A 16,967-nucleotide genomic window follows, 5' to 3' on the forward strand; every position below is an offset into this window, starting at 1 on the left:
TGTTTCATGCTCATGCCGGGATCAGCACAATGTCGCCGTCGCTCGTCACTTCGATTTCGACGGGCTCGAGGCGCTGACCGAGGCAAGGCCCGAGCAGGCACTCGCCGCTCGCGATGTCGAACTGCGCGCCATGCGCGTGGCAGACGATGCGGGTACCTTCGCCGTTCAGATAAGCGTTCTTGCGCCAAGCCATCGGCGTGTCGCCGAAGTGCGGACATGCGTCGCGATACGCGCGAAGCTCCGCACCGCGACGCACGACGAACAGCGTGTCGTGTCCGTCTCCGCTTGGATCGAAGCCCCGCGCGCCGGGATCGGGCAGATCGCCGACATTTGCAAGGCGAATCGAAGGGAATCGGTTGGACATGAGCGTATGAGGTGCGCTATCGGCTATCCGCCATCAATCCGCCTTGTTGGCTGCCGGCGGCGGGCCGCCCGGTGCCCACTTCTCGCGGTGCTGGAACAGGAACAGCTGTGACGCATCGGCGCCCATCGGCACCTCGCGCGCCGTCCACGCCACGTCATGCAGATCCATGTCGGCGTCGTACTCGACATGGCAGCCGAGCGGGCTGTTGAAGTACCAAAACCAGTTCGAGCCGAAGTGGTGACGCCCCGGTCCCCAGAACGACTGGTAGCCCTTCTCGACGAAGCGCGTGCCCGCTTGCAGGACTTCGGTCGGCCCGCCCATATGGAACGTGAAATGCTCGCAGCCCTTCATGAACGGCGGCGTCTGAATCATGAACAGCGTGTGATGATCGAGCGTGCCGGCCGGCTGCAGGAACGGGCCGACGCCCGTGAAGCGGTCCGTGCAGCGAAAGCCGAGACGCTCCACATAGAACGCTTCGGCCTTGGCGGCATCGGGCACGAAGTAGACGACGTGCGAAAGCGTGCGCGGCGTGAGCACGGCATCGTCACGCACGGCCACGACGTTCGGTGCCCGCTGAGCTGGCGCACCCGGCGCGTTCACAGGCTCGGCCGGCAGGGATAGCTCGCGGCGGGCGATCACTTGGAAGCCGATCGCGAAGCCCATGTCGTCGATCGATTCGATCGACCCGTCGGCGAGCGTGCGCACTTCTCTATCGCGAAGCAGTTCCTGGGCGATCGCATCGATCGTCGCGCTGTCGGCGACGCCGTAGATCGTCTTGCGCAGCATGCTCGCCGTGCCGAGCGCGGGCGACAAGCTCGGATCGTCACGGTGCGCGATTTCGATGCCCGTCCCGTCGAGCGCCTCGAAGCGGCCGCCGCTATCGTCGCGGCGAACCGGCAGCAAGCCGTAGTCGATCAGATACTGGTTGCAGGCAGCCACGTCGTCCACGCCGAAGACGAGCGTATCGGGTCCGATGATATTCATGAGATGTGCTTGCTTGAGCTTGAAAAAGTGGATAGGTCAAAGCGCGGTGCATCCGCCGAGCGTCTCGGCGATCCAATCGGCGATGAAGTGTCCCGCGTTGATCGAGTTGTCGAAGCTCGAGTGCTGAACACCGCCCTCGCGCTCCGTAAAAATCTTCAGCTCGCGCTTCGGGCTGTTCACGAGCTGCTCATAGGTGCGATGCGCCCAGGCAACCGGAATTTGCGAATCCTTCGAGCCATGCGTGACGAGAAACGGCACCTTGATGCGATCGAGCACGCCGTCGAGATGCACGTCTTCGGCGATACGCATGAAGTCGTCGACGTCCTTCGCGCCCCAGACCCAGCAGACGTGCTTCCAGTAATGCGGCACGGGGAAGTTGCCTTCGCGCTGTAGGCGCTTTTTCTGGACGTCGCGCCAGTCGTGATTGGCGCCCCACACCACACCGCATGCAAAGCGCGGTTCGAAGGCAACGGCGCGCGGGCAGTAGTAGCCGCCCAGCGAGACGCCCTCCATGCCGATCCGCTTTGCATCGACATCGTCACGGCCTTCAAGCCAATCGACGATCCGGCTTGCCCAGATCTCCGAGTTGTACATGGCGTGCATGCCGTGCAAACGCAGCGCTTCGCCGGTGCCGGGCTGATCGACGATCAGCGAAGATACGCCGCGTGCCGCGAGCCACGCCGGCAAGCCCACGAAGTACTTCATTTCCTTGGTCGAATCGAGCCCGTTCACTTGGACGAGCAGCGGGCTGCGCGCACCGGCGTGCTTCGCTTTCACTAGGAGGCCGGACAGATGCTTGTCGCCGTACGGGATAGAAACGCGCTCGCAGTTGTCGCCTCTCAGCGCGACGCCCTTGTCGAACGTATCGAGCGAGCGCCGGTACAAGTCGATGCGGCCCGGCGCATCGTGAGCAAGCATGCGCTCGGCAGTGATCAGATAGATGGAGGCCCGCTTGTATTTCTCGCCTGCCGACAGCAGCCGCCCTTGAGCTTCATCGTCCCGCGCAAGATCGCAGAGACGATCGCCCGTTTCGACCCATGCCTCGCGAAATGCGCGCGTGCCGTCCGCGTCGGGCTGCTTGGCCGCTTCCTGCAGCGGCCCGCACATGGCTTCGATCTCGCCCATGCGTGCGCCCATTTCGATCGCGAGATTGACGGACAGATCCCAAACGTAGTTGGTAGGAAAGTAGCGAAACATGCCTGATTGCCTTGGTTGAAATGACGGATTGCTCGAGTGCGGCGCTTACGACGGCGCTTTCACTTACGCGCGCGAAGCCTCGGCGATGCTTCTCAGCCTTTTCGCCCGAAGCCCGGCCACAACGGGATGGCGATGTTCAGCCAGACGCTGCTGCTCTTGGCCGTGTTCGCGGCATAGAGGCCTTGCTGATAGTTGAGGTTGACGTTCCAGCTTCTGGCGTCGTAGACCACCGACGGGCCGATGCCGAAGGTCTTCATCCGATTGCCCACGTTCACGCCGTTCGCCTTGTCGTCACTGAACTGATTCAGATACGCGCCGACCACGCCAAGCTTCCACGGGCCGAAGTTCCAGCCGGCATTGAACTCGGCGACGTAGCCGTCGCCCGAGCTGTAGTTCGTCGTGCCGTTCTTCGAGTTGAGCAGCAGGCGGTTCGCGATGGCGACGTCGATACCGTTGGGCACGTTGTAGCGAACCGAGAACACCGGCTGGATCGACGTGTAGCCCACCGCGACGCTCGACTTGACCGGGCTGTAGGAACCCGTCTCGAACGCGAAGTCGAGGCCAGAGGCAATCGCCAGGTTCGGCGAGAGGTTCCATTGCAGCAGCACCGGTGTCAGCGTGATATTGGAAAGGCCGTTTTGCGTACTCGACTGCCCGAATACGCTCGTATGCAGCGATACGACCGGGATGACCAACTGCGTATAGACGTTCGCTCCGAGCAGATGAAACGGATACGCCGCGAGCAGACGCGTGGTTTCGGAGTAAACCGACGTACTGAACGGAATCGGCAGCTTCTTGCCGTCGTTGCCGTAGAGACCGTTCGCGAAGGTGTAGTTGAATTGCTCCAGCGCGAACAGGCCCGGGATCGGCGGCAGGTTGGCGATGTTCGTACCCACGGCGCCCGCGGGATACGGAGAAACCCCACCTTCGAATGCTTGTGCTTCGTTCATCGATCCGGCGGCCAACACCGTGCAGCCGACGACGGCCGCGATCAGTTTCTTGGACATGCTGTCTCCTCAACCTAGGGGCGCTCGCGCCGCCTGGCATCTCTTTAATAGTGAAAGCGCGGTGCCCACGGACGGCGCACAAGCGGTACGTTCGATCCGAAAACGCCCTGACGCTGGCCTCCCGATGCGATGTTCAATGCGTCATCGCTTCGGGATTGAGGCTAGGTTAAGATAGGTCGAGGTATCCTAAAAATGGATTCGATCCATTGCCGATATCGATGGCGTCAATACTTTCAGGCTAAACCCTGATAAACGCGTGAGCGGAGACAGCACGCATGCGGTTCAACAAGCTCGACCTCAACTTGCTCGTGGCGCTCGACGCGCTGTTGAGCGAACAGAACATCAGCCGGGCTGCCGAAAAGATTCATCTGAGCCAGTCGGCGATGAGCAACGCGCTCGCGCGGCTGCGCGAATACTTCAACGACGAGTTGCTCGTACAGGTCGGCCGCAAGATGGAGCCGACGCCGCGCGCGGAAGCTCTCAGGGACCACGTGCGCGACATTCTCGTGCGCGTCGACGCGACGGTGGCAGCGCAGCCTGAATTCGTGCCGGCGCAAGCCAATCGCCTGTTCCGCCTGTTCGTATCGGACTACACGATGACGACACTGATGCCGCACCTGTTCAAGCTCGCCTACGAGCAGGCGCCCGGCATCCGCTTCGATCTGCGTCCGCAGATCGCCTATCCGCACCGCGTGCTGGAACGCGGGGAAGCGGACCTCTTGATCATTCCCAAGGAATATTGCTCGACCGAGCATCCGGCCGACCTGCTGCTCGAAGAAACGTACTGCTGCGTCGTATGGGACCAGAGCCCGCTCGCGAAAGGCGAGATGACGAACGAGCGCTACATGGCAGCCGGCCACGTCGTCGTGCAGGTCGGCGACGGGCAAACGGCGCTCGAAGATTGGTTCATGCAGCGGCTCGGCATCGTGAGGCGCGTGGAGGCGAGTACGTACAGTTTCGTTTCGCCGGCCTATCTGCTGGCCGGCACGAACCGCATCGCGACCATGCACCGCCGGCTCGCGGAAGAGGCCTCGCGCAGCCTGCCGATCGTGCTGCGCGACGTGCCGATCGCGGTCCCTACGATGGAGCAGTCGATGCAATGGCACAAGCATCGCACCTCGGACCCTGGGCTCACTTGGTTGCGTGGGCTATTGAAAGAGGCCGTTGCCGAGATGGACAAAGCGCGTCATGACGCTCGTTAAGCCGGCACCGTCGACCGGTCAGGCCGGGCCGGCCCGAGCGACAACACCAGGCGCGCCGACCATCGTCGATCCGCGCTGGTTCGTCTTCCTGCAAGTGTCGGCCTCGGGTAGCCTGAGCCGCGCAGCGGCGGCGCTCGACATGCCGCAATCGATGGTCAGCCGCAACGTTGCCCAACTCGAGCAGCAATGTGGCGAGCGCCTGTTTCGCCGGACCGGGCGCGGGGTCGTCCTCACCGAGTTCGGCGAGCAAATGCTGCCGCGGGTCACGCGTCTCGCGGCCGAAGCGGATGCACTCGCGGACGATATCCGTAGCGCGCGCGGCCAGCCCGCCGGCGAGGTGCTGCTGGGACTGCTGCCGTCGGCGGTCAATCATTACGCTGGGCCGCTCTTCGCGGCCGTGCGCGCCGAGTTGCCGGCCGTCAGGCTTCATTTGACGGAAGCCGCCAGCGCGCAACTCGAAGAGCATCTGCGCGAAGGCCGCCTCGACATGGCCGTCGTCTTGAAAGAAGACGAAGCGCATGTCGGCGACAGTCACGTTCTTGCTCGGGTGCCGCTGCATTTGGTCGGCCCTCGCGGCGATCCCGTCGTCGCGGGCGCAGACGTGCCGCTCGCCATGCTGTCCGGCTTGCCGCTCGTGGTACCGGGCCGGCCGCATTTGCTGCGCGCTCGGCTCGACCGTCTTGCTTCGCAACATGACTTGACGCTGCACGCCGCTGTCGAGGTCGACTCGGTACGGCTCCAATACGAAGTCGTGGCCGCGGGCGGCGGCTATGCGATTGCTTCGGTACTGCCCGGCAAGCTCGATGCAAGGCTCGCCTCGTCGCGCATCGTAGCCCCCGTACTCGAGCGGTTCGTCGTGCTCGCCGAGTCGCCTCGCCGTCCGCATACGCGAGCGACGCGAGCCGTGCGGCGCCTGGTTTGCGGGCTAGCCGAAGCGCTGGAGGACGGCGAAGCGAGCCATCGATCTTCGTCATAGCTGCTATCGACCTCGGGCAGTGCCCGAAACGGGCAGCGCGTTCTATCGTGTGCCGGCCACTTACTTCCAGGCCCGCACCATGTCAGACGCCGTCACCGCAGAATCCGCCTTTCCCACGCTTTTCCTGAGCGATGCCGATGTCGCCTCGCTCGCCGACTGGCCTTCGGCCGTCGCTGCACTTGCCGACGCCTACGCCAAACCCGTCGCCACCGCCATGGTTCCGCCGCGCTCGATGGCGCGTGGCGAAGGCATGTGGCTGCGCAGCCTGACCGCGGTCTCGCCGAGCGGCGGGCACATGGGCTGCAAACTGATCGCCGCCAATATCGTCGCGCGACGAGCCAGCTATCTGATCTCGCTATTCGATCAGCAGACGATGGAGTTGCGCGCGCTGATCGACGGCAACCGAGTGACGGGGTTGCGCACGGCGGCCACTGCCGCGCTTGCCGTCACCTTGCTGGCTCCGAACCGGCCGCTGCGCCTCGCGGTGATCGGTTCGGGTTTCGAGGCGCGCGGCGCACTCGATTGCTTGAACGCTGTGCGGGCATTGCAAAGCGTGCGTGTCTTCAGCCCCACGCCTGCCAGCCGCGAACGCTTCGCCGAAAGCTTCCGGCCCGCCATGGACATCGCTGCGGCAGACAACCCCGAGGCCGCAGTCCAAGACGCCGACGTCGTCATTTGCGCCGCGCGCAGCCGCGACGAATCGCCGGTGTTGCGAGGGGCCTGGCTGCAGCCGGGCGTCACGGTCGTCTCGCTCGGTTCGACCTTGCCCGAGCAGCGCGAAGTCGACGAAGAAACGATGGCGCGTGCCGCGTGCATCGTCGCCGACATGCCCGAAGAAGTCGAGCACGACACCGGCGATGCTATCGCCGCCAAGCGTGCCGGCGTGGTGCTCATGGACAAACTTGTTTCGTTTAGCACGCTGGCGGCGGGAAACATCGTTCCGCGCCGTGCCGACGGCGACATCGTTCTCTACAAGTCGGTCGGGTCCGCGCTGCAAGACGTCGTGATCGCCGAAATGCTGCTGGCGCGTGCCGTTCAGCAAGGTGTCGGCGTGCCGCTCCCGGCCAGCATCGCACCGGTGGCGAAATAGCCCCGCCGATCGCCACGAATTCGCTCACGAATTCATTCAGCGATTCGATCGATATCTCAATCGCTCGATAGCTCATTCAAAAACTCTTTCAAGGAGAGGCTTCCTCATGGCTAGCTACAAGAAGGCCGATGCCCGCGCCTGGGCGCGCGAACACCTCACCGGCTGCTCGGCCGTCACGATTCCGAGCTACAGCGCGGACCTCAAGCGCCTCAACGAGCGCGGCATCCGTCACGACATCGAATTGGCGATGGAATTCGGCTTCCGCTACACGTTGCTTTGCAGCGAAGTTGCCATCACCCCGGAAGAAAACGCGCAGTTCACGGCGTGGGCTCGCGAAACGGCCGGCGACCGGCTCGGCCTGTTCTTCCACGCCGCGTTCGGCACGCTCACCGAAAACATCGAAGCCGTGAAGCTCGCGGAACAAGCCGGCGCCGACATCGTGCTGCTCTCATATCCGCCGCAGTTCTGGCCGACCACCGAACAGGAGATCTACGACTACACGAAGACCTTCTGCGACGCGACCGACCTCGCGGTGATGCTGTTCCCGATTCCGCTCTGGGGCTTCGAGCGCGTGCATCCCGCCGGCATGTCGCTGAATCTGGTGCGCCGCCTGCTCGACGATTGCCCGAACATCGCCGCGATCAAATCGGAGCAAGGCTTTCCGCTGCCGGCCGGCATCTGCGAGATGTATCACCACTTCCGCGACGAAGTCGTGATCAGTTGCCCGATCGAAGGCGATGCGATTCCGCTCATGAGCCTCATGAAGCTCCAGTTCTCCGGCACCAGCAATACCGCCTGGATGAGCGGCTATTACCCGAGGGCGTTCGAGCTCGCACACAACGGGCAATGGGAAGAAGCGATGGCGATGTACTGGAAGGTGAACCCGGCGCGCAGCGCGAACGGTGCCGCGGCGCAGACCTATGCGGGCGGCACCGGCGTGCTCAACCGCACGATGTGGAAATACCAGGATTGGCTGGCCGGCTTCAACGGCGGCCCGCTGCGTGCGCCGGCGATGCGCGTGCCGGACCGGATCATGAAGACGCTGCGCCAGGGGCTCGTCGCTTCCGGGCTGCCCGTGACCGCCGATCCCGATTCGGCCTTCATGGCGGGCCGTTTCCCTTGCTGAGCGAGCGAACAACGATGAAACATCTGCTGAAAGACGCCGCCCTATGGCGCGAAAGCGCGTTCATCGCCGGCGAGTGGGTTGATGAAACGTCACATGGCCGTTATGCGCTGCGAAATCCGGTCGACCAATCCCTGCTCGTCGAGCTGCCGCGCTGCCGCGAGCCGGAAGTACGACGCGCGATCGACGCCGCGCACAAAGCCTTCGGAGGTTGGCGACGGACGACCGCGAAGCACCGCGGCGAAGTGCTGCGGCGCTGGTACGCGTTGACGATGGAACACCGCGAAGACCTCGCGACCCTCATTACGCTCGAGGAAGGCAAGCCGCTGGCCGAAGCGCGCGGCGAGATCGACTACGCCGCCTCGTTCCTGCGCTGGTTCGCGGAAGAAGCGACGCGTGTGCGCGGCGACGTGATCCCCGGGGTGAAGGAGACGCAGCGGATCATCGCCCTGCGCGAGCCGATCGGCGTATGCGCCGCCATCACGCCGTGGAATTTTCCGGCGGCGATGATCACGCGCAAAGCCGGGCCGGCGCTCGCGGCGGGTTGCACGATGGTCGTGAAGCCCGCGAGCCAGACGCCGCTGACCGCGCTCGCGCTGGCCGTGCTGGCGCAGCGCGCCGGGGTACCGGCCGGCGTCCTCAGCGTGGTGACCGGCAACGATACGCGCGCGATCGGCGGCGAGCTGACCGCCAATCCTTTGGTTCGCAAGATCACGTTCACCGGTTCGACTGAAGTCGGCCGGGTATTGCTCACGCAAGCCGCGCAGACGGTCAAGAAATGTTCGATGGAGCTGGGCGGCAACGCGCCTTTCATCGTGTTCGACGATGCCGATCTCGATGCCGCCGCCGACGGCATCGTCGCCGCGAAATTCCGCAACACAGGGCAAGCCTGCATTAGTGCGAACCGTGTGCTGGTTCAATCAAGCATCTACGATGCACTAGCCGTGCGTGTCGTCGAACGTGTCGCGAAGCTGCGCGTCGGCAACGGTCTGGAGCCGAACGTCGAACTCGGACCGATGATCGACGCGGCCGCTGTAGCGAAGGTCGAAGAGCACGTGAGCGACGCGCTCGCAGGCGGTGCTCGGCTGCTGCATGGAGGGCACCGGCATGCGCTCGGCGGATTCTTCTTCGAACCGACGGTACTCGCCGATGTGACGCCTGCGATGAAGATCGCGCATGAAGAAACGTTCGGGCCGGTGGCGGCGCTCTTCCGCTTCGATACGGACGACGAAGCGATCGCGATGGCAAACGACAACGAGTACGGGCTCGCCGCCTACCTTTATAGCCGCGATGCAGCGCGGATCTGGCGCAACGCCGCGCGCATCGAATCGGGGATGGTGGGCATCAACTGCGGATTGATCTCGAACGAAGTCGCACCGTTCGGCGGCGTGAAGCAAAGCGGCCTCGGACGCGAAGGCTCGCATTTAGGGATCGACGAGTTCGTGGAGGTCAAATATCTGTGCTGGGATGGGTTGATTCCTGCGTAAGGATGGGAAACGCTCAACGATCACAAACGGAGATTGAATCCGATGGCTTCCGTCGGTCTGAATTTTCCGCGGTGACGATTCTTCGAGGCCGACTTGGTGTTTCATGCATCCCATTTCTCATAGCCTTTCCCGAAATGAAAGTCAGCGAGTTGATGGAGTTTGACGTGTCGAAGTACCTGAAGGATGAGAGCGACTACCGGCTGTATCTGGCGGAAGCGTTTGAAGGCGGCGATCCAGTCGAGATCCAGGTGGCGCTTGGCGACGTTGCCAAGGCACGTGGTATGACGGTGCTCGCGCGCAAAACCGAGTAATGCGAGCGCACTGTCGTACCGAACCGTCATGTCCTCATGCAGCACTCGGCAGATCACAACGGTATCGACCGATCCTCTTACGCCATCCTCACCAGGGCATCGGCAAGCGCACGGATCTTGGGCTGCGCGGCGCGCGGCGGCGGGTAGACGAGAAAGTATCCGAGGCCATTCGGCACCACGTGACCGAACGGCCTCGTCAGCGCGCCCATCTGGAGCCGCTCGGCCGCCATCCGAGGATCGCCGATAGCGACACCGTGTCCTTGCGCGGCGGCCGTGAGCGTCAATTCGAGCGTGTCGAAAACGAGTCCGCCATCGACATCCAGCTTTGTCGCTCCCACGCTATCGAGCCAGCATCGCCATTCCTCGCGGCTCGGTCCCGGATGGAGCAACATGATACGAGCGAGATCGTCCGCCAATTTCAGCGATGAAGCCAGCTCGGTCGCGCACATCGGCGTGAGGGTCTCCGCAAACAGCGGTACGGCTTCCAGCCCTGCCCACTGCCCTGCCCCGCGCACTACGCCAGGAATGCCGCAATCGGAGGGAGAGGACGCGTCAGATCCGCCGGCGGGTATGCAGGCGACGCATACCCGGCTTGCGAATTTCTCGTTTGTTCAGTCATCGGCGCGTCGCTATTGTGTCCGTACCCGATTCTCGTTCGCTCGAACGGGCGGAATTTCAACGAATGATAGGAGGATGAACATGGCTTCATCGTCGGAAGCACTATACACGCGGCAGATTCGCACTTACCTCGAGGCCCTCGAACGCGGCGACGTGGCCGCGATCTGCGCGCTGTTCAAACCCGACGCGCAGATCTCGTCGCCGTTTCTCGGCTGGATGACGCCGGCACCGTTCTTCGCGAAGGTCGACGCAGCGTCAGGCGCGAGCACGATCACGCCGATCGATATCTGCGTCAGCTCGACGGGGGCTCGGCGTGCCACGGGCTATTTCATCTACGACTGGAAACTCAAGGACGGTTCCGCGGTGCGCTTCGAGTGTGTCGACGTATTCGAGTTCGATGAAGACGGCCTCATCGAGCGGATGATCATCGTCTACGACACTCATCCGATTCGTAGCACGGTTGGCGATAAATACGCGTAGCGGACGCTCGCTTCAGGGCCATGCCGGTAATGACGGCAGCGATGGCCTCGGAGGCGGCGCTCGGCATCCCGACATCGATTCAGATCGTCGCGAGCAGTACGTTGGCGGATTTCGCATCGGCTCCGCAACCGCGGGCTATCCGCCTCGCGCCCCCGGCATCTCTGCCACATCGCCCGGCGTATGCGAGTGTCTCGCCAGCTCTAGCTTGGCGATCGCCGCGCGGTGCACTTCATCCGGGCCATCGGCAAAACGCAGCGTGCGCTGGTGCGCATAGGCAAGCGCCAACGGGAAGTCGCCGGACACGCCCCCGGCGCCGTGCGCCTGAATGGCCCAATCGATAACCTTGCAAGCGACGTTCGGTGCCACCACCTTGATCACCGCGATCTCGGCCTTGGCGACCTTGTTGCCGACGGTGTCCATCATGTAAGCGGCCTTGAGCGTCAGCAGCCGCGCTTGATCGATCATGCAGCGCGCTTCCGCGATCCGTTCATGCCAGACGCTGTGCTGCGCGATCGGCTTGCCGAATGCGATGCGCGACGTCAAACGCTTGCACATCAGCTCCAATGCACGCTCGGCGATACCGATGCTGCGCATGCAATGGTGGATACGCCCTGGCCCCAACCGCCCCTGTGCGATCTCGAAGCCGCGGCCCTCGCCGAGCAGGATGTTCGAAACGGGCACGCGCACATCCTTCAGATCGATTTCCATGTGACCGTGCGGTGCATCGTCGTAGCCGAACACCGGCAATGGACGGATCACCGTGATGCCCGGCGTATCGGCCGGCACGACGATCATCGACTGCTGCTCGTGACGTCCCGCATCCGGGTTGGTCTTGCCCATCACGATGTACACCGCGCAACGCGGGTCGCCCGCACCCGAGGACCACCATTTGCGCCCATTGATCACATATTCGTCGCCTTGGCGCTCGATGCTGCACTCGATGTTGGTCGCGTCCGACGAGGCCACCGCGGGCTCGGTCATCAAGAACGCCGAGCGAATTTCGCCACGCAGCAGCGGCTCGAGCCAGCGGTCCTTCAGTGCCTCGGAGGCATAGCGTTCGAGCGTCTCCATGTTGCCCGTGTCCGGCGCGGAGCAGTTGAAGACTTCCGCAGCCCAAGACACGCGCCCCATGATCTCGCACAGCGGTGCGTATTCCAAATTCGACAGCCCCTCCGGCGCACGCGCCGAACGCGGCAGGAAGAGATTCCACAAACCGGCCTGGCGCGCCAGCGGCTTCAACTCCTCGATCACCTTCGTCGGCACCCACGCATTTCCCGCATGCCGATTCGCCGCCACCTCTTCTTCGAAGCGGCGCTCGTTCGGATAGATGTTGCGATCGAAGAACTCCAGCAGGCGCGCCTGCATCTCCTTGACTTTGGGCGAGTATTCGAAATTCATATGCGGGTTCCGGAAATGGGGATGCGACAGCGGCTTACACAATGGCAATGAGGATCTTCATGAGGAACTTCCAAGCCCCCTCAAATCGTCAGCCCGCCATCGACGACGATGCATTCGCCGTTCGTATAGCTCGACGCGTCGGATACGAGGTACAGTACCGTGCCGGCCATTTCACGCGGCTCCGCGTGACGGCGCAGGGGAATCTCGGCCATCAATCGTTCGTAGAGCTCCTTGCTGTCGAACAGCGCGGCGGCGAACTTGGTTTTCGTGAAGCCGGGCAGCAGCGCGTTCACGCGGATGCCGAACGGCCCGCACTCCTTCGCGAACGCCTTCGTCATGTTCACCACCGCGGCCTTCGTGATCGAGTAGATGCCTTGCTTGTCGCCAGGCTGCAGCGCGTTCACCGATGCGGTGTTCACGATCGCGCCGCCGCCCTGCGCCTTCATCATCTTGCCGGCCTCGACCGACATGAAGAAGTAGCCGCGCACGTTCACATCGACGGTCTTGTTGAACGCCATGATGTCGGTGTCGAGGATATGGCCGAAGTACGGATTGGCGGCGGCATTGTTAACTAGGATGTCAAGGCGACCATGCTTGCCGCGGATGTGCTCGAACGTCGCCGCTATGTCTTCCATCTTGCCGACGTGGCATGCGAGCGCCTCGGCGTTGCCTCCCGCCTCGACGATCTCGCCGGCAACCGCCTGGCAATCCTCGAGCTTGCGGCTCGATACGATTACGTGTGCCCCCTGCCGCGCGAGCAGTTTTGCGATTTCCTCGCCGATCCCGCGGCTCGCGCCCGTCACGAGCGCGATTTTGCCGGTCAGGTCGAACAGATTCGTTGCCATGTTTCGCTCCATCATTCCATTTTCCTTGCGATCCGTGTGTATTCGCCGTCTATCACGCGGCCTCAGCGATGCACATCGATCACCCGCATCGCCTCCTGGGCGAGCGGCGCGACCATTTCGCCGACCTGCAGCGCCTTCGTGCTCGACGCGTTGCCTTGCAGCGCGCGCGCCTTCACCCCTTGCGCGATCGCCGCAAGCCGGAAAAAGCTGAACGCGAGATAGAAATGCCAGTCCCTAATCGGCTCGATGCCGCGCAACTCGCAATAGCGCGCGACGAGGCGCACTTCTTCCGGCACGCCGAGCGCCGCACGGTCCTGGCCCGCGAGCCCCGGTACCAGACCGTTGGAGGGCAGACGCAGGCACATGCAGAAATACGCTAGATCCGCGAGCGGATTGCCGAGCGTCGACAGCTCCCAGTCGAGCACCGCCTTCACACGGTAGCTGCCGCGCTCGAACATCAGGTTGTCCATCCGATAGTCGCCATGCACGAGCGTCGCGCGGCCCGCATCGATCGGGCACGCCTTCGGCAGCCACGCGATCAGCGCTTCCATCCCATCGATGCGCTCCGTTTCCGCCGCGCGGTACTGCTTCGTCCATACGCCGATCTGGCGCTCGAAATAATTGCCTGGGCGTCCGTAATCGGACAAACCGACCGCGTCGACATCGACGTCGTGCAGCGCGGCCATCGTCTGGATCACCGCGTCGTAGCAGATTGCGCGATCTTCCTTCGGCAATTCCGGCAGTGCGGGATTCCAGAAGATCCTGCCGTCCTCGAAGCTCATGATGTAAAACATGCTGCCGATCACGTCGCGGTCTTCGCACAGGTGATACGGACGTGCAACGGGCACAGCCGTGTCCGACAGCGCGGTCAGAATCCGGTATTCGCGATCGACCGCGTGCGCGGACTTCAGCAGTTCGCCGGGCGGCTGGCGACGCAACACATAGCGGCCGCTCTTTGCATTCAGCAGAAACGTCGGATTCGACTGCCCCCCGGCGAACTTCTCCGCCTCGATCGGGCCTTCGAAACCGGGGACATGGCTTTCCAGATAGCGCGCCAGCGTGGCGACGTCGAGTTGCTGCGAGATGTTCGTCATCGTGCGGATCGTTCGTTTGTTCGCTGCGTTCGCGGTTCGTACAGTGCGGATCAGCCGTAGGTCCGGTATTCGCGCCGCTCGGGATCTTCCAGATGCGGAATGCCGTTGAACGAGGCCAGGTGGAACGCATCGGCGTTGAAGAAATAGCGTGAGATGCTGCTGTTGCGGATCTGCAGGTTCAGTGCGATCGCGCTCGCCGCCGGCGCCGCGAGCACCTGCTGCAGCGTGATGGCGATCGGGCCGCCCGAACTCACCGCGAGCACCCGCAGTCCGGGGCCGCTCCGGATCGCCTCGCGCGCGTCGGCGACGCGCTGCTGAAACGCGGCCCACGTCTCGGGAACGGGCTCGCGAAGCTTATCTTCCGACCACAGCTGCAGCACCTGTTTGAGCGCCCGGTAATGCTCCTTCATCGATCCGGCCGCCAGTTGCGCGATTTCCGGATAGTCGCCGGCGGCCGCCGCGAACAACGCGCCAAAGTCGTACTCGTTCAGGCCCGGATGCCGCTCGTATCCGGCGCCGGCACACCCCATCCCACGCAGGATCGCGTCGACCGTTTGCTCGTGCCGTAGCAGCGTGCCGCACATCACGCGATCGAATGCGATTCCCTGGCACGCAAAGTATTCACCGAGCCAGACGCCCTGCTGCTCACCGCATGCAGAGAGGCGATCGTAGTTCTCCGCGCCGAACGACGCTTGTCCATGCCGCACCAGATAGAGCTCGGCCATCGCGTATCCATCAAGTCAATTCCCGCCAGCATAGCGAGCCCTTCCATTTCCTCGAACTTTCTTTTATGAATCATCGCTATTCATTTTGGAAATAGGGCCGACGGTTCAGCGGGGAGATTGGGGCGGGAAGTCGAGCCTCGGATCGGCGAAAGGCTGTTCGCGGCGAGATCCAGGCGGGCCAGCACGCCAGATTGAGCGAATGTCCTTGGCCATTGGCGCGAGGAGAACTGGCACCAGCGATTGACCGCCGCTGGCCCTATGAAACGCCTTTTGGCGGCGGATACTGGTCCCTAGGCGAACGTTCGTCGCCCAACAGCGCGCGGCTGCTCGCCGCTGTTCGTGGCTACTCGTCGCTCTTCGCGGCTGTTCGTCTCTCCTCGCGGCACGCGCCGATGCGCGTTGCGCGTCTCGGGTGGGTCCGTCAACGACACGGAGTCGACATGCTCAAGCTCTTCCTCGGACTGGGATTGCCTTTTATCGGCGTGATCGGCTTGCTGCCGTGGGCCGCATCGAAAGACGTCTATGTAGCCGGCATCCCGTTCATCTATGCGTGGATCTTCGCGTGGTTCATTCTCACGTCGGGCTGCCTGATGCTGTGCTGGACGCTGTTCGACAAGCACTCCGAAACACAAAACCCCTAATCCGACACGCCCAGGGGAGACACCGGCATGGCTTCCACAGTATTCCTAGGCTTCATTGCGTTCTCGCTGTATCTCGCGCTCCGCGCCCGAAAGGGACACGGCACGCAAAGCATGCATGACTTCTGCGTCGCATCGCGCCAGTTCGGCGCTTGGCTCGTCTTCTTTCTGGCAGCGGGCGAAATCTATAGTATCGGCACGATGGTCGGCTTTCCCGGCGGAATCTATGCGAAGGGGCCGACCTACGGTGTCTGGTTCCTCGGCTACATCCTTCTCGCGTATCCGGTCGGCTATTTCATCGGCCCCAAGATATGGGAAGCCGGCAAGCGCTACAACGCCATCACGCTGCCGGATCTGTTCAAAGGCCACTTCGAGAGCCGAGCGATCGAACTCATCGTCGCGGTTTCCGCGTTGATTTTCCTGCTGCCGTGGGGCGAACTGCAATTCACCGGCCTCGTCGCCGCCCTCAAGGGGCTAGGCTGGCACGTGAACGCGGTCGGTCTCATCACGATTTCGGCGTTGCTCGCGTTCACCTACATTGCTATCGCGGGCGTACGCGCCTCGGCCTACATCGCGATTTTGAAAGATCTGTTGATGGTCTCGGCAATCGTCATCACAGGTGTCGCCGTGGCCTGGGAGGCAGGCGTCGAACCCGTGTTCCGCGCAGCCAGCCAGCATGTGTCGAACGCGATGAATACGCATCAGCTCTCCTTTGCGATGAGCACGATCTTCTTTCAGTCGCTCGGTTTTTACGTGATGCCGTTTTCGGTCCAGAACTTCTTCACGGCCAAGAGCGCCAACACGATCCGCCGTTCGCAGGTGATGATGCCGCTGTACATGCTGATGTATCCGTTCCTCGTGGTCGCGTCGTATTACGCCATCGCTCAAAACGTCAAGCTCGCTTCGCCCAACGAGGCCTTCTTCGCGGCGGTCGTGCATTTGCTGCCGCCCTGGCTGATCGGCCTGGTCGCCGCCGGGGCATCGCTTTCCGGGCTGCTCGTGCTAGCCGGCATCTGCCTCGCCATTGGGCCGGTGGTGACGCGCAACCTGCTGCCGAAAATGGCGGAAACTCGCCAGAAGACCGGTGCCAAGGTGGTGATCGTTATCTATCTGCTGCTATCGATCGGCATGACGCTCGCCACGCCAAAACTGATGCTTACGCTGATCAACATGACGTATTACGGCGTCACACAGTTTTTCCCCGGCGTAATCGCGATCGTGTTCGGATTGCGCGTGAGCGCGCGGGCCATCGCCTCAGGTCTCTTGACCGGGCAATTGCTGGCAATTGTCCTCTATGAGTTGAATCCGGACCTGGCCGGCTTGAATCTGGGGCTCGTGTGCCTGGCGATGAACGTGCTGGTCGCGACTGCCGTGAATCTGGGCATCGGCCGCAGCCATCACGTTCACGCGCGGCCGTAGAGCCGGCAT

16 protein-coding genes and 2 pseudogenes are annotated in these 16,967 nt (G+C 63.0%); 9 read left to right on the forward strand and 9 right to left on the reverse strand.

Annotation, left to right across the window (positions count from 1 at the left end):
• Positions 1–10: 10 nt before the first annotated feature.
• The 4 genes from DWV00_RS11190 to DWV00_RS11205 all read right to left on the reverse strand — a co-directional run bounded on the left by DWV00_RS11190 (position 11) and on the right by DWV00_RS11205 (position 3,552).
• Positions 11–364 carry a Rieske (2Fe-2S) protein gene (locus DWV00_RS11190; RefSeq protein WP_115533641.1) on the reverse strand — a complete coding sequence of 118 codons (354 nt, stop codon included), beginning with the start codon at positions 362–364 and terminating at the stop codon, positions 11–13.
• A 33-nt stretch (positions 365–397) separates the two neighbouring features.
• Positions 398–1,348: a VOC family protein gene (locus tag DWV00_RS11195; protein ID WP_115533642.1), complete on the reverse strand. Its 951-nt coding sequence runs from the start codon at positions 1,346–1,348 to the stop codon at positions 398–400.
• A gap of 36 nt (positions 1,349–1,384) precedes the next feature.
• Positions 1,385–2,545, reverse strand: coding sequence for an alpha/beta hydrolase family protein (locus DWV00_RS11200; RefSeq protein ID WP_115533643.1), 1,161 nt, complete (start codon positions 2,543–2,545; stop codon positions 1,385–1,387).
• Between the two features lie 92 nt (positions 2,546–2,637).
• The gene (locus DWV00_RS11205; protein ID WP_115533644.1) at positions 2,638–3,552 is read right to left on the reverse strand and encodes a SphA family protein; all 915 of its coding nucleotides are present in this window, start codon (positions 3,550–3,552) and stop codon (positions 2,638–2,640) included.
• 275 nt (positions 3,553–3,827) lie between these two features.
• Between DWV00_RS11205 and DWV00_RS11210 the strand changes: the two genes are divergently transcribed.
• The 6 genes and pseudogenes from DWV00_RS11210 to DWV00_RS11235 all read left to right on the forward strand — a co-directional run.
• Positions 3,828–4,754, forward strand: coding sequence for a LysR family transcriptional regulator (locus DWV00_RS11210; RefSeq protein WP_115533645.1), 927 nt, complete (start codon positions 3,828–3,830; stop codon positions 4,752–4,754).
• Positions 4,741–5,730 (forward strand): LysR family transcriptional regulator, encoded by a 990-nt coding sequence (locus tag DWV00_RS11215; protein WP_115533646.1) that lies wholly within the window; start codon positions 4,741–4,743, stop codon positions 5,728–5,730. Before DWV00_RS11210 ends, DWV00_RS11215 begins: the two co-directional genes overlap by 14 nt.
• Before the next feature lie 79 nt (positions 5,731–5,809).
• Complete coding sequence (locus DWV00_RS11220) at positions 5,810–6,820, forward strand: ornithine cyclodeaminase family protein (RefSeq protein ID WP_115533886.1); 1,011 nt, start codon at positions 5,810–5,812, stop codon at positions 6,818–6,820.
• A 106-nt stretch (positions 6,821–6,926) separates the two neighbouring features.
• Complete coding sequence (locus DWV00_RS11225; protein ID WP_115533647.1) at positions 6,927–7,946, forward strand: dihydrodipicolinate synthase family protein; 1,020 nt, start codon at positions 6,927–6,929, stop codon at positions 7,944–7,946.
• 14 nt (positions 7,947–7,960) lie between these two features.
• Complete coding sequence (locus tag DWV00_RS11230) at positions 7,961–9,430, forward strand: NAD-dependent succinate-semialdehyde dehydrogenase (protein WP_115533648.1); 1,470 nt, start codon at positions 7,961–7,963, stop codon at positions 9,428–9,430.
• 134 nt (positions 9,431–9,564) lie between these two features.
• Positions 9,565–9,735 (forward strand): annotated as a pseudogene (locus DWV00_RS11235) (addiction module antidote protein); the annotation flags it as partial.
• A gap of 83 nt (positions 9,736–9,818) precedes the next feature.
• Here DWV00_RS11235 and DWV00_RS11240 read toward each other — a convergent pair.
• Positions 9,819–10,259: pseudogene (locus DWV00_RS11240) on the reverse strand (LysR substrate-binding domain-containing protein); the annotation flags it as partial.
• Between the two features lie 181 nt (positions 10,260–10,440).
• On the opposite strand from DWV00_RS11240, the gene DWV00_RS11245 reads away from it, so the two are divergent.
• Positions 10,441–10,839 carry a nuclear transport factor 2 family protein gene (locus DWV00_RS11245; protein WP_181885430.1) on the forward strand — a complete coding sequence of 133 codons (399 nt, stop codon included), beginning with the start codon at positions 10,441–10,443 and terminating at the stop codon, positions 10,837–10,839.
• Positions 10,840–10,974: 135 nt separating this feature from the next.
• On the opposite strand, the gene DWV00_RS11250 is transcribed toward DWV00_RS11245, so the two are convergent.
• The 4 genes from DWV00_RS11250 to DWV00_RS11265 all read right to left on the reverse strand — a co-directional run bounded on the left by DWV00_RS11250 (position 10,975) and on the right by DWV00_RS11265 (position 14,901).
• Entirely contained in the window at positions 10,975–12,237 is a 1,263-nt protein-coding gene (locus DWV00_RS11250; protein ID WP_115533652.1) for an acyl-CoA dehydrogenase family protein, read from the reverse strand.
• 80 nt (positions 12,238–12,317) lie between these two features.
• Positions 12,318–13,082 (reverse strand): SDR family oxidoreductase, encoded by a 765-nt coding sequence (locus DWV00_RS11255; RefSeq protein WP_115533887.1) that lies wholly within the window; start codon positions 13,080–13,082, stop codon positions 12,318–12,320.
• Between the two features lie 62 nt (positions 13,083–13,144).
• On the reverse strand, positions 13,145–14,176 hold the full coding sequence (locus DWV00_RS11260; RefSeq protein WP_115533653.1) for a phosphotransferase: 1,032 nt from the start codon (positions 14,174–14,176) through the stop codon (positions 13,145–13,147).
• Between the two features lie 50 nt (positions 14,177–14,226).
• Positions 14,227–14,901, reverse strand: coding sequence for a histidine phosphatase family protein (locus tag DWV00_RS11265; RefSeq protein WP_115533654.1), 675 nt, complete (start codon positions 14,899–14,901; stop codon positions 14,227–14,229).
• A 440-nt stretch (positions 14,902–15,341) separates the two neighbouring features.
• On the opposite strand from DWV00_RS11265, the gene DWV00_RS11270 reads away from it, so the two are divergent.
• Together DWV00_RS11270 and DWV00_RS11275 are read left to right on the forward strand one after the other, a co-directional pair.
• The gene (locus DWV00_RS11270; RefSeq protein ID WP_115533655.1) at positions 15,342–15,542 is read left to right on the forward strand and encodes a DUF3311 domain-containing protein; all 201 of its coding nucleotides are present in this window, start codon (positions 15,342–15,344) and stop codon (positions 15,540–15,542) included.
• A gap of 27 nt (positions 15,543–15,569) precedes the next feature.
• Positions 15,570–16,958: a sodium:solute symporter family protein gene (locus DWV00_RS11275; protein ID WP_115533656.1), complete on the forward strand. Its 1,389-nt coding sequence runs from the start codon at positions 15,570–15,572 to the stop codon at positions 16,956–16,958.
• Positions 16,959–16,967 lie beyond the last annotated feature (9 nt).

Origin of the sequence: Trinickia dinghuensis (assembly GCF_003367175.1) — a bacterium.
Taxonomy (GTDB): Bacteria; Pseudomonadota; Gammaproteobacteria; order Burkholderiales; family Burkholderiaceae; genus Trinickia; species Trinickia dinghuensis.

What these genes read in the sequence shown, in the direction of transcription:
- DWV00_RS11275 (WP_115533656.1), top strand. Translation starts at nt 15,570, where the DNA reads ATGGCTTCCACAGTATTCCTAGGCTTCATTGCGTTCTCGCTGTATCTC.
- DWV00_RS11265 (WP_115533654.1), bottom strand. Translation starts at nt 14,901, where the DNA reads ATGGCCGAGCTCTATCTGGTGCGGCATGGACAAGCGTCGTTCGGCGCG.
- DWV00_RS11270 (WP_115533655.1), top strand. Translation starts at nt 15,342, where the DNA reads ATGCTCAAGCTCTTCCTCGGACTGGGATTGCCTTTTATCGGCGTGATC.
- DWV00_RS11205 (WP_115533644.1), bottom strand. Translation starts at nt 3,552, where the DNA reads ATGTCCAAGAAACTGATCGCGGCCGTCGTCGGCTGCACGGTGTTGGCC.
- DWV00_RS11200 (WP_115533643.1), bottom strand. Translation starts at nt 2,545, where the DNA reads ATGTTTCGCTACTTTCCTACCAACTACGTTTGGGATCTGTCCGTCAAT.
- DWV00_RS11225 (WP_115533647.1), top strand. Translation starts at nt 6,927, where the DNA reads ATGGCTAGCTACAAGAAGGCCGATGCCCGCGCCTGGGCGCGCGAACAC.
- DWV00_RS11195 (WP_115533642.1), bottom strand. Translation starts at nt 1,348, where the DNA reads ATGAATATCATCGGACCCGATACGCTCGTCTTCGGCGTGGACGACGTG.
- DWV00_RS11220 (WP_115533886.1), top strand. Translation starts at nt 5,810, where the DNA reads ATGTCAGACGCCGTCACCGCAGAATCCGCCTTTCCCACGCTTTTCCTG.
- DWV00_RS11245 (WP_181885430.1), top strand. Translation starts at nt 10,441, where the DNA reads ATGGCTTCATCGTCGGAAGCACTATACACGCGGCAGATTCGCACTTAC.
- DWV00_RS11210 (WP_115533645.1), top strand. Translation starts at nt 3,828, where the DNA reads ATGCGGTTCAACAAGCTCGACCTCAACTTGCTCGTGGCGCTCGACGCG.
- DWV00_RS11190 (WP_115533641.1), bottom strand. Translation starts at nt 364, where the DNA reads ATGTCCAACCGATTCCCTTCGATTCGCCTTGCAAATGTCGGCGATCTG.
- DWV00_RS11255 (WP_115533887.1), bottom strand. Translation starts at nt 13,082, where the DNA reads ATGGCAACGAATCTGTTCGACCTGACCGGCAAAATCGCGCTCGTGACG.
- DWV00_RS11260 (WP_115533653.1), bottom strand. Translation starts at nt 14,176, where the DNA reads ATGACGAACATCTCGCAGCAACTCGACGTCGCCACGCTGGCGCGCTAT.
- DWV00_RS11215 (WP_115533646.1), top strand. Translation starts at nt 4,741, where the DNA reads ATGACGCTCGTTAAGCCGGCACCGTCGACCGGTCAGGCCGGGCCGGCC.
- DWV00_RS11250 (WP_115533652.1), bottom strand. Translation starts at nt 12,237, where the DNA reads ATGAATTTCGAATACTCGCCCAAAGTCAAGGAGATGCAGGCGCGCCTG.
- DWV00_RS11230 (WP_115533648.1), top strand. Translation starts at nt 7,961, where the DNA reads ATGAAACATCTGCTGAAAGACGCCGCCCTATGGCGCGAAAGCGCGTTC.